Source organism: Pseudomonas sp. NY8896 (genome assembly GCF_039634505.1).
Window position 1 is genome coordinate 5,808,833 of the sequence record NZ_CP132350.1, and the last position, 11,558, is coordinate 5,820,390.

An 11,558-nucleotide genomic window follows, 5' to 3' on the forward strand; every position below is an offset into this window, starting at 1 on the left:
CGGGACGATGCCAACAAATCCGCCGACAAGTCCGCCGACAGTGGGAATTATAAGAGGCAAAGGCCCAAAGGCCAGCTTTGCTACAATCGCGCAACAATTTGACCTGCTGAGGTACGTATGAGCGAGCCGATTCGCCTGACCCAGTACAGCCACGGTGCCGGCTGTGGCTGCAAGATCTCCCCCAAGGTGCTGGACGTGATCCTCGCCGAAAGCGGTGCCCAGGCCCTGGACCCGAACCTGTGGGTTGGCAACGCCTCGCGCGACGACGCGGCCGTGTACGCGCTGGACGACGAGCGCGGCGTGGTCTCGACCACCGACTTCTTCATGCCGATCGTCGATGACCCGTACGACTTCGGCCGCATCGCCGCCACCAACGCCATCAGCGACATCTACGCCATGGGCGGCGACCCGTTGATGGCCATCGCCATCCTTGGCTGGCCGGTCAACGTGCTGCCACCGGAAGTGGCGCGCGAAGTGATCCGCGGCGGCCGAGCGGTATGTGCCGAAGCCGGTATCCCGCTGGCCGGCGGCCACTCCATCGACGCCCCTGAGCCCATCTTCGGCCTGGCCGTCACCGGTGTGGTCAGCAAGCGCCATCTCAAGCGCAACGACACCGCCAGCGCCGGCTGCCAGCTGTACCTGACCAAACCGCTGGGCATCGGCATCCTCACCACCGCCGAGAAAAAGGCCAAGCTGCGCGCGCAGGACCAGGGCCTGGCCCGCGACTGGATGTGCACCCTCAACACCCCCGGCAGCCGCTTCGGCAAGCTCGACGGGGTCAAGGCCATGACCGACGTCACCGGTTTCGGCCTGCTCGGCCACCTGGTGGAACTGGCCGAAGGCAGTGGCCTCACCGCACACCTGGACTACACCGCCGTGCCGCGTCTACCCAGCGTCGAGCACTACCTGACCGAAGGCTGCATCCCCGGCGGAACCCTGCGCAATTACGACAGTTACGGGCACAAGATCGGCGCCCTCAGCGACGAGCAGAAGCACCTGCTGTGCGACCCGCAAACCAGCGGTGGCCTGTTGGTGGCCGTTACCCCGAAGGGCGAAGCCGAGTTCCTTGCCGTGGCCGCCGAACTGGGCCTGCAGTTGTCGCCGATCGGCAAGCTGGTCGAGCGACAGAGCCACGCGGTCGAGGTGATCTGATGCGCCCCGACTGCACCGACTTCCGTCAGCTATTCCTCGACGACGTGCCGATGATGGACATGCGTGCCCCCGTCGAATTCGCCAAGGGCGCCTTCCCCGGTGTCGTCAACCTGCCGCTGATGAACGACCAGGAGCGGCAAAAGGTCGGCACCTGCTACAAACAGCAGGGCCAGGCCGCCGCCATCGCCCTTGGCCACCAGCTGGTCAGCGGCACCACCAAACAGGCACGCATGGACGCCTGGGTGGCGTTCACCCAGGCCAACCCGCAAGGTTACCTGTACTGTTTCCGTGGTGGCCTGCGATCGCAGATCGTGCAAGGTTGGCTACGCGATGAGGCGGGCATTCAGTACCCCCGTGTCAAAGGTGGCTACAAGGCCATGCGCACCTTCTTGCTGGAGACCACCCAACAGGCAGTGGCGCAATGCGATTTCGTATTGCTGGGCGGCCTGACGGGTACCGGCAAGACCGATGTATTGCACCAGTTGGACAACGTGCTCGACTTGGAAGGCCACGCCAACCATCGCGGTTCCAGCTTCGGCAAGCGCGCCACTGCGCAGCCGGCGCAGATCGATTTCGAAAACCAGCTGGCCATCGATGTACTGAAAAAACGCGCCCGCGGCTGCGAGCAGTTCGTGCTGGAAGATGAAGGCCGCATCGTCGGCAGTTGCACTGTGCCGCTGGAGTTGTACCAAGGCATGCAGCAATACCCGCTGGTGTGGCTTGAGGACAGCTTTGCCAACCGCGTTGAGCGCATCTTGCGCGACTACGTGGTCAACCTGAGTGCCGAGTTTATCGCCGTGCATGGCGAGGAAGATGGCCGCCGCTTGTTCGCCGAGCGCATGCTGCAAAGCATGGCCAACATCTACAAGCGCTTGGGTGGCGAACGTTATCAGCGGCTGTCGGAGATCCTGCGCCTGGCCTTGGAAGAACAGCAGCGCAGCGGTGCTGTGGACCTGCACCGGGGCTGGATCGAAGGTTTGCTGAACGAGTACTACGACCCGATGTATGCCTACCAGCGTGCGGCGAAGGCCGAGCGCATCGAGTTTGCCGGGGATGCAGTGGAAGTGCGCGAGTACCTGAAGGCACGGGCGCGGCGACAACCTCACCATTAACACCGGTAGAGCCGAACTCATCAACCGCGTCGCCTGCTTCGCGGGTAAACCCGCTCCCACAGGGACCGCGCTGCACTTGAGAACTGCACCCTACCTGTGGGAGCGGGTTTACCCGCGAAGAGGCCGGTGCAGGCCACCTCATTGCCCCGGGCTGAGCACCCGTTCCAGCTCCGCAGCCCGGTCGCGGGTCATGCTCATTACGCAGGTACCGCCTTCGAGCTGCGCCAGGGTCCCGCCACTGGCCTGCACATGGAACTGGCAATTGCCATCGCGGTAGGCCATCCACTTGCGTTGTACCTCCCGCAGGTTCTTCTGCTGCCCGGCCTCCAGCTTGCCCATCAATTGCTTGTACACCCGGTTCAGGCGCTGGTCCTGTACTTGCGTTTCAGCGTTGATGCACGCGCTCATGGCCACCGTGCTGGAAGCCTTGTCCATGCATTGCCCGTAGGCCGCCGTATAATCTTCTGCCACGGCCAGCGGCAGCACGCAGGCCAGTGCCAGGCCTGCCAGGTAATGCTTGATCATGCTAACCCTCCTTGTGGGAATCAAAGCGACTGCGGCTGTTCTGGCGGCATCAACACCTTGCCCGGCTCGAAGCGCAGCGACGGTATCTGCGTTGCCCAGTAGAGCGCAACGGCCAGCGCCGCAATCAACGCCACATCGAGCCAATTCCAGCCCGGCATGTCGTCGGCGCTGCGCGCCTTCCAGCAATGCCAGGCCTGGCCCAGGCAGAACACCCCCATTGCCGCCAGCCACAGGTAGAAACCGGCGCCAAAGCCGACCCGCTCATGAAACGCGTAGCTCTGGTTGTCCGGCAAGCGGTCAATTCCGAAACTGCTGGCGGCCAGGTAGACAGCAGCCAGCCCTGCCAGCAAGGCCAGCCTGCGGAACCGTCGGTGGGCAAGAACCGCCAGGGCCAGCAGCGGGTTGGCGAACCATTGGTACAAACCGAAGGGCATGCCCCATGGCCCGTACAGCAGCATCTGCAAGGCCGGCATGTGGCGCTCGCCGCTCAGCAGCGCGCCATCGAAAAACAGGGCGAGCAGATACAGCAGCAGGCTGATGCTCAAGTAGAAAACGGGCAAGGGACATACCTGGGGAAGCGGGACAGCCTACGACCTTAACTCAGGCCCTGCCCCGCTTCCAAACCTTCAATAAGTGCCGCGCAGGGTCACCATGAAGTTGCGTGGCTCGCCATAGTAATTACCGTAGGTCGAAGTACCCACGGTTTCGTAGTACTTCTTGTCGAACAGGTTGTTGCCGTTGAGCGTGACGTTCCAATGGTCGTCGACACGGTATTCGACCAGGGCGTTCCAGATGGCGTAGCCGCTCTGGTCGAAATCGAAGGGCACATTCTGTTGCACCAGCTTGCCGCTGCTGTCGTAGCGGTTGACTTCACCAGTGGCGTAGGTAGCGCTTTGCACCTGCACACCTCCACCCACTTTGAAGTCGCTGAAGAGGCCCGGTAGGCGGTAAGTGGTGTACAGCTTGAACAGGTGCTTGGGCATTACCGTGCTCAGCGGGGCGTCGGAGCTGCGGTTACGGTTGAGGTTGAAGGTGTAGCCACCCACCAGCATCCAGTCAGGCAACAGCTCGCCGGACAGCTCCATGTCGATGCCCTTGCTCACGACCTTGCCGTTGGGCACATAGCAGCAGCTACCGGAGAAGCCGGCGAAACTCGCCGGGAAGTTCGGGTCCTGGACCGCTTCGTTTTCGCGGGTGGTGTAGTACAGCGCCACGCTGGCATTGAGCGCACCATTGAACAACTCGCCCTTTAGGCCGGTCTCGTAGGTTTTTCCGGTCATAGGCTCAAGCGCCGTACCGGTTTCGGCGGGGCCGCTGATCTTGCTGGACTGCGGCCGGTAGATCTCCGAATAGCTGGCATAGGCCGACCATTGATCGTCCAGGTCGTACACCAGGCCACCGAACGGCGTGACCTTGGTGCCAATGCGCTGCTCGGGGCTGGTCCTGGACACATTAGTGGTCAAGGCATTGGTGTAGGTCTGCCAGAAGTGGAAGCGCTGGGCACGCGCCCCGACGATCAGGTGCAGCGGCTCGGCCAGTTGCAGGCGCAGGCTGCCATACAAACCATACTGGCGTTGCGAATTGGGGCTGTAGTCACGTTTGTAGTCACGCCCGTTGCCAGGGTCGTCGAACGCCGAGCTGTCGGGGTCGAACACGTTGGCCGGCGAGCCCGATGCAGCGTAGGGGGCGGTGCCCAGCCAACGGCTGTCGATCTTCTGGTAGTCGGCCCCGAAAACCACTTCGTGGTCCAGGCCAAAGGCCTGGAAGTGCCCGGACACGTTAGCGTCGTACAGGTGCTGCTCGTTCTCCTGGCGGGTCGACGTGCCGTACCAGGTCGCGCCGGTATTGGTCACCGGGTCCACCGCGTTCAGGGTGGTGGCGGTCTTGAACAGCCCGAGGTCCCAAGTGTTGGTGTAACTGAGATTGAGCTTCCAATCGTCGTTGAAGCGGTGGTCTACCTTGGCGAAGTACTCGCGCGCGGTGGCATCCAGGTAGGCCCAGTTCTTGGTCAGGCCAGTGTGCCGCGGCAGGTTCAGATCAGCACCGTTGCTATAGCGCGGCACCGCGCTGTTGCTGCCGGTTTCGTGGGACTTGTTGTAACGGGCGCCGAAGGTAAGCATGGTGTCGTCGGTAACGTCCGCCTCAAGCACGCCATACACCAGCGGCCGCTCGGTGGCGCGGTTGTCGGTGAAGTACTGTCGGTCGGTATTGGACATCACCAAGCGCCCACGTAGGCGGCCATCCCAGCCCAGCGGGCCGGACAGGTCGAACTCCTGGCGATAGTTGTCCCAACTGCCGGCCGACAGGGTCAGCTTGAGCTGGTTGTAGACGGTGGGCCGCTTGCGCACCATGTTGATGATGCCGCCCGGGTCACCCGAGCCGCCATACAGTGCAGCGGTACCTCGCAGCACTTCGATGTGGTCGAACTCGGCCAACTCGAAGATGTTCGACGAGTAGAACGAGCCCATGGCGGTGCCCAACGCCTGCGGCGCAGCGCCGTCGATCTGCAGGTTCTGGATGCTGAAACCGCGTGAAAGGAAGTCCTGGGTACGGAAGGTGGTGCTCTGGGTGACGATGCCCGGCGTTACTTTCATCGCCTGGTTGATGTCGGTCAGTTGCTGGTCTTCGATCAGTTGGCGGGTCACCGTCGACACCGATTGCGGCGTCTGGCGCAGGCTGGTGGGGCTCTTGGAGCCGACGCTGATCAAGCCTGGCGCATACGAGCCGGTGTTCTCGGTACTCTCGCCCATGCCCTGCCCGGCCACGGTGGTCACGCCCAGTTCCAGCGCGTCACCACTCACGGCCACCAGCGGCTCTGCCACCAGCCGGTAGCCGTTGTCGCTGCGTGCCACCCGGTAGCCGCTGCCAGCCAGCAGCACGGCAAAACCGCTGTCCACCGAATACAGGCCATGCAGGCCATTGCTTTGCAAACCGGCCAGCGCTTCGGGGGTGAAGGCCAGCGACACGGCGGCTTGCTGGGCATAGCTGCCAAGGGCCTCGGCCAGGTTGCCGGCAGGCACATCGAAGCTACGGCGGGCGGCCTCCTCGGCCACGGCCGGCAAGGCCGCAACGGAGAAGACCAGCCCGGCGCAGGACAGGCGCAAGGCCAGGGCTAGCGGGCTGAGGACGGGGTGGCCAGGAAATCGGCGCATGGTGGATCGGCTCCTTGTTCTTGATCGGTTGGCCTCTTGTTTGACGGGCCAGCGCACAGAAGCGGAACCACCTTGATCAATTTTCTCGCGGCGCTGGCTCGACCGTGGTCCACCAGCGACCAAAACCACCGATGCGAATCGGCAGCGCTTCGGCCAGCAGTCTCAGGGCGCGTTCGCTGTCATCCAGCGGCAGTACCGCCGACACCTTGATGGCCTGCATTGCCTGGCGGTCGAAGCGCAGCACGCCGCGCCTTTGCTGCGACAACGCGTCCAACACCTGATCGAGCGGCACGCCTTCGGCCACCAATTGGTGACGCTGCCAGGCTTGGTCCACACGTGCCGGATCGATAGCCGGCAGCGGGCCAAGCCCGTCGCGTGCCACCCAGGCCCGCTCACCGCGCCCCGCGACCAGTTGATCGCCGGACACGGCACTGCGCGCCTCGACACGGGATTCGAGCATGGTCAGCTCGCTGCGTTCGCGCCCTTGGCCGACCACGAAGCGAGTACCCAAGGCCTTGAAGCTGCCCTCGTCGGTTTGCACCACGAACGGCCGCGCCGGGTCATGGCTGACATCCACCAGTACCTGGCCGTGCAGCAGGCGGATACGCCGCTCGCCAGCACTGAACTCGACATCCACGGCGGAATTGCCCGCCAAAGTCAGTTGCGAGCCATCGCTCAGGGTTTGACTGTGCCACTCGGCCGGCGCGGTGTGCAGGTCGGCTAGCCAGTCTCGTGGCGACACACCGGCAAGCGGCAAGGTGCCCAGCAACGAACCCGCCAGCACCAGGCCGAGCAAGGTGCGCCGCGCCACCGAGCGTGGCGCCGAGGGCTGCATGCCGGCGCGTAACCCTGCGCCAACCGGCCCGCGTTGCTGGCGCAGGGCATGCATCTGGCTGATCACCCCTTGCATGCGCCGCAAGGTCGCACCGTGGCGCGGGTCGGCCTGCAGCCAGGCCTCGAACTCACGCGCCTCGGTGGCACCCAGTTCGCCCTCCCCCAGGCACAGGGCCCACTCGGCGGCCTCCTGCTCGATACGGGACGGGTTCACGGTGCGGCAATGTCCAGCGTGCGGTGGCAATGAATCAGGGCTTGGGCCAGGTACTTGCGCACCATACGCGGGGAAATCTGCAGGCGCTGGGCGATCTGTGGCTGGGTCAGCTCGTCCAGGTAGTAACCCACGAATGCTTCGCGTGCGTTTACATGCAGGCCTTCAAGCAGGAAGGCGATCTGTTCCAGCGCCTCGAGCGTGATGAGGATGTTTTCGGGGGGCTGATGCCCTTCCAGCAACTCGGCAGTCAGGGCCAGCTCGCTGAGATAGGCCTCTTCGATCTGCCGCCGACGGGCCTGGTCAATCAGCAGGCGGCGCGCGGTGGTACTGAGGTAGGCGCGAGGCTCGCGCATGCCCAGCAGGGCATCGCGCGAGGCCAGGATACGCACGAAGGTGTCCTGGGCAAGGTCGGCTGCGCTATGCGAACAGCGCAGCTTGCGCCGCAGCCAGCTGAACAGCCAGCCGTGGTGCTCGCTGTACAGCTGTTCGAGCGGGTACGGGCTCGGTGAGTCGGCTACGGGCATGGGGCACCGGGACACAAGTGAGAATTGTTCCCGAATAGTAGCTATTCGCCGTAAGACTATGCAACAGGTGGTTCGAGCAACAAGCCGTAGATACCCGAGTCGGACAGCTCGCCGGCCACGCACCAGCGCGCCCGCAGGGTGCCTTCGAGCACGAAGCCCTGGCGCTCCAGGGTGCGGGCCGAGCCCTGGTTGCGCGGGTCGATTTCGCCTTCAAGGCGGCGCATGTGCAGGGTGTGGGCAAGGTAGTCGATGAAGCAAGTCAATGCTTCGTCCATGTAGCCCCTGCCCTGCACCGCGCTGGCCAGGCAATAGCCGATTTCGCCACGGCGGGAGACGTCATCGATGTTGAACAGCTGGACCATGCCGATCAGCTCGCCGTTGTCACGGCGGTACATGCCGAGCTTGAGCTGGTCGCCATTGGCATAGGCTTCACGGTCTGCGGCCAGAGCGCTTTCGGCCTCGGCCAGGTCTTGCCAGGGGGCATGGTGCCAATAACGCATGACCTCGGGGTCGGCCATGATCGCCAGCCACTGCGCGGCATCGGCATGGCGCATGGGGCGCAATTGCAGGCGCGGGCTGTCGAGGCAGAGGTCACTGGGGAAACTGCGGGGTGGGGTCACGCCGGATCTCCTGTCCATTGCTGGGGAGATGACAGTTTAACTACATGCGGGGGTGGATGGGCATGGCTTGGGTCTTTTGGTGATGCAGAGATCGAGCGTCGCGCGGGCGGCGCTCGATTTCAAAATCCCCGCAAACGTTCCGACATGCACATGCCAGCCGTTACTGGCAACCTTGCAGTATCAGGCCACCTCAGCGCCATCATCCGGCCAATGCGGCTCGTTGGCCCCTGGCGGCGTGAGCGGTGGCAGCCCATACGCCGCCCGTGCATCGTCGCAGCTTGGGTTGTGCACCCCGCCTTCCCACGACGCCTCGAACTCACGGCAAGGGCTGGAACGGTTGGCATAAATGGTACAAGCCACTTCCTTGCCGATCTCGCCATCAAGGCTGACGCAGCGGCATGGCTTGGCATCGGTGCCGATCATGGCAACGCGGGTGGGGTTGATCTGCACCACCAGGTCATCCGGCACAACGCCCCCGGCAGACTGGCATTCGCCCCAGAAGAAGGACACACGGAAGTACCCGCAGCAGGCGCCGCAGTCAAGGCAAGGGTTATATTCAGACATGATGTCACGGAGGGAAGGTTGTTGTTATCGGGGCTGGCCCGCTGCGCCATTTTCAATCGAATCCGGGGCGGCTGGATAGAGGGCGCCTGCAAAAAAAATTGCCACTGATCCGGCCGCCCGTTTCATTTATCGCAGTGCCTTGTAGGTCGTGGTATCCCAACGCTGCAGGGCTAGGCCCTCGATCGGATCGTAGTCATCACCACACACCTTGCTGAAACCCGTGCGGGTCTCGCCGCAATGTACCAACCGGTCGTGCTTGTCACCCTCGGTCAGTACGGTGTACGACTTACTTCGCATGGCTTGGTACTGCCCCTCGGCAGCGGCCATGGCCTGGTGGTACGCCATCAGTTGCGTGTCGTTCAAGGCCAGCCGCTTGCCCAGCTGAACACCCCAACGGGTCAGGCAGACTTCGGCGAGATGGCGAACGATCAGCCCCGGTTCCTTGAGCACTTTGCCGTCGCTCGCACCATCGCCGGATGCATTACCCACCAGCGTGGCATGGCGCCCCGGCATCGGGTAAACGCAGATCCGCGTGCCACTGGCAATTGACGGGATCACGCAGGCAAACCCTTTGGACCGTTCATCCCGCGAGTAGAAGCCGACGTACTCTTTGACGTTATCAGCCAAAGTGACGCGCTCGGTTTGCACATTGCCGACCCCAGGCACCGGGTCGATGGCAAATATGTTCACCGGGATGGCGCGCAGTACAGGGTCTTGCGCCATGGCATTGGCCAGCATGTGGCAACTGATTCCTCCCCTGCTCCAGCCGACCAGGTTGACCTGGGTTGGAATGCGTGGTTTGCGGAACATGCTGATGATGCGCTCTTGCAGTTCCTGCGGGGTTGGGTGGCGCTCGCCGTAGTCGTAAGTGCGCCAGAACCAGGAGGCTGTGGAGGAAGGGTCCGGGATGGGTACGCCGGCGCTCTTCAGCCGCTCGTAATCCTCTTCGCTGAGTTTGGTGCGCTGCCAGCTGCTCTCCCCTCTAATCACCTGCAGCACATGGTTGACGTTCTCTTCCCAGCCGCGTCCGAACAGCTGGCCCGTCCAGTTGAAGTAGCCGCCGGGCTCGACGAACAGGTTGTCATCCTGCAGGTTGCCGCTGCCAGGGCCGTCTACGGCGATCCAGTGGGCGAATTCGCGGCCCTGGTCGTTGCTGGCCAGGGTCGAGACCAGCTCGCCGTTCCAGAAGTTGGGGTTGGTATCGTCGAAGCGGTGGGAGCCGGTGCCGCAGAAATAGGCGGTGAAGACACTCATTCGTAGATCTCTGTGGTGAGAAATGAGTGCTGAAGATAGGTAGGCAGATCGATGGAATGCAGGCGGAAAGCTCTCACCTGAAGAAAGGGGGCCGCAAAGCGGCCCCCTGAAAATTACTTGTTGGTCAGCCCGTCAGCCCGGAACATCTGCCGGATCCCGCGAATGGCCTGGCGAATACGGTCCTGGTTCTCGATCAGGGCGAAGCGCACATGGTCATCGCCATAGTCACCAAAGCCGATCCCCGGCGAGACGCAGACCTTGGCCTCGGCCAGCAGCTTCTTGGAAAACTCCAGCGAACCCAGGTGCGCGTATTGCTCGGGGATCTTCGCCCACACATACATCGATGCCTTGGGGTTCTCGACCATCCAGCCCAGCTCGTGCAGACCTTTCACCAACAGGTTGCGGCGCTGGCGGTACTGCTCGGCAATGTCGCGTACACACTGCTGGTCGCCTTCCAACGCAGCGATGGCTGCCACCTGCAGCGGGGTGAAGGTGCCGTAGTCGTGGTAACTCTTGATCCGCGCCAGGGCGTTGACCAATTCGGGGTTGCCGACCATGAAGCCGATCCGCCAGCCTGCCATGTTGTAGCTCTTGGACAGGGTGAAGAATTCCACCGCAATGTCCTTGGCACCAGGCACCTGCATGATCGACGGGGCCTTCCAACCGTCGTAGACGATGTCGGCGTAAGCCAGGTCGTGTACCACCAGCACGTTGTACTGCTTGGCCAGGGCCACCACGCGCTCGAAGAAGTCCAGCTCCACGCACTGGGCGGTGGGGTTGGACGGGAAACCGAGAATCATCATCTTCGGCTTGGGAATCGACTCGCGGATGGCCCGTTCGAGTTCGTTGAAGAAGTCCACACCCGGCACCAGTGGTACCGAACGCACCTGAGCGCCGGCAATGACCGCACCGTAGATGTGGATCGGGTAGCTGGGGTTGGGCACCAGCACCGTGTCGCCCTGGTCAAGGGTGGCCAGCATCAGGTGGGCCAGGCCTTCTTTGGAGCCAATGGTGACAATGGCTTCGCTTTCCGGGTCGATGTCGACCTCGTAGCGTTCCTTGTACCAGTTGGAAATGGCCCGACGCAGGCGCGGAATGCCACGAGAGGTGGAGTAGCCGTGGGTGTCTTCACGCTGGGCAACCTGCACCAGCTTCTCGACGATGTGCGGCGGGGTGGCGCCATCGGGGTTGCCCATGCTCAGGTCGATGATGTCCTCGCCACGGCGGCGGGCAGCCATCTTGAGTTCGGCAGTGATGTTGAAGACGTAAGGGGGGAGACGATCGATGCGCGCAAAGCGGCGCGGCGAACCTGGGATGGCCATGGCTTCCTCTGAGTACGTAAGCGCCCGGAACCGTCCGAGCGACGCTGGCCGATGTGGCGGCCTGAATCAGAAGATAATGCCGAAACAGGATATCTGTAAAGGAAGATTTCCTGTTTATATATATTTTTTCAGACGTATTTTTTGAAAATACGAAATCTATGTTTCAGGACTGACCTCTGGTTCATCCGCGAAGAGGCCGACACTGGAAAACACCCATAAAAAATGGCCAGCGTCAAGCCTTTCGTGCAAAACACGGGAGGCTTGAAACCATATATGGGGCAATAG

At 62.8% G+C, this 11,558-nt stretch carries 11 protein-coding genes; 2 read left to right on the plus strand and 9 right to left on the minus strand.

Annotation, left to right across the window (positions count from 1 at the left end; all coding sequences use genetic code 11):
* Nucleotides 1-117: 117 nt before the first annotated feature.
* Together selD and mnmH are read left to right on the plus strand one after the other, a co-directional pair.
* Complete coding sequence (gene selD, locus Q9451_RS26265) at nt 118-1,152, plus strand: selenide, water dikinase SelD (RefSeq protein WP_012270572.1); 1,035 nt, start codon at nt 118-120, stop codon at nt 1,150-1,152.
* The gene (mnmH, locus tag Q9451_RS26270) at nt 1,152-2,264 is read left to right on the plus strand and encodes a tRNA 2-selenouridine(34) synthase MnmH (protein ID WP_012270571.1); all 1,113 of its coding nucleotides are present in this window, start codon (nt 1,152-1,154) and stop codon (nt 2,262-2,264) included. Before selD ends, mnmH begins: the two co-directional genes overlap by 1 nt.
* Before the next feature lie 138 nt (nt 2,265-2,402).
* Here the strand turns inward: mnmH and Q9451_RS26275 are convergent, their stop codons facing one another.
* The 9 genes from Q9451_RS26275 to alaC all read right to left on the minus strand — a co-directional run bounded on the left by Q9451_RS26275 (nt 2,403) and on the right by alaC (nt 11,273).
* A complete protein-coding gene (locus Q9451_RS26275; RefSeq protein ID WP_012270570.1) occupies nt 2,403-2,789 on the minus strand; it encodes a lysozyme inhibitor LprI family protein in 387 nt (128 codons plus the stop codon).
* Between the two features lie 20 nt (nt 2,790-2,809).
* Nucleotides 2,810-3,349: a hypothetical protein gene (locus Q9451_RS26280; RefSeq protein WP_012270569.1), complete on the minus strand. Its 540-nt coding sequence runs from the start codon at nt 3,347-3,349 to the stop codon at nt 2,810-2,812.
* A 66-nt stretch (nt 3,350-3,415) separates the two neighbouring features.
* Complete coding sequence (locus Q9451_RS26285; protein ID WP_012270568.1) at nt 3,416-5,941, minus strand: TonB-dependent receptor; 2,526 nt, start codon at nt 5,939-5,941, stop codon at nt 3,416-3,418.
* Nucleotides 5,942-6,017: 76 nt separating this feature from the next.
* Nucleotides 6,018-6,989: a FecR domain-containing protein gene (locus tag Q9451_RS26290; protein WP_012270567.1), complete on the minus strand. Its 972-nt coding sequence runs from the start codon at nt 6,987-6,989 to the stop codon at nt 6,018-6,020.
* On the minus strand, nt 6,986-7,513 hold the full coding sequence (locus Q9451_RS26295; protein ID WP_012270566.1) for a sigma-70 family RNA polymerase sigma factor: 528 nt from the start codon (nt 7,511-7,513) through the stop codon (nt 6,986-6,988). Before Q9451_RS26295 ends, Q9451_RS26290 begins: the two co-directional genes overlap by 4 nt.
* Nucleotides 7,514-7,569: 56 nt before the next feature.
* Nucleotides 7,570-8,133: a GNAT family N-acetyltransferase gene (locus tag Q9451_RS26300; RefSeq protein WP_012270565.1), complete on the minus strand. Its 564-nt coding sequence runs from the start codon at nt 8,131-8,133 to the stop codon at nt 7,570-7,572.
* A gap of 180 nt (nt 8,134-8,313) precedes the next feature.
* The gene (locus Q9451_RS26305; RefSeq protein WP_012270564.1) at nt 8,314-8,697 is read right to left on the minus strand and encodes a YkgJ family cysteine cluster protein; all 384 of its coding nucleotides are present in this window, start codon (nt 8,695-8,697) and stop codon (nt 8,314-8,316) included.
* Between the two features lie 126 nt (nt 8,698-8,823).
* Complete coding sequence (locus Q9451_RS26310) at nt 8,824-9,951, minus strand: hypothetical protein (protein ID WP_012270563.1); 1,128 nt, start codon at nt 9,949-9,951, stop codon at nt 8,824-8,826.
* Nucleotides 9,952-10,064: 113 nt separating this feature from the next.
* Nucleotides 10,065-11,273 carry an alanine transaminase gene (alaC, locus tag Q9451_RS26315; RefSeq protein WP_012270562.1) on the minus strand — a complete coding sequence of 403 codons (1,209 nt, stop codon included), beginning with the start codon at nt 11,271-11,273 and terminating at the stop codon, nt 10,065-10,067.
* Nucleotides 11,274-11,558 lie beyond the last annotated feature (285 nt).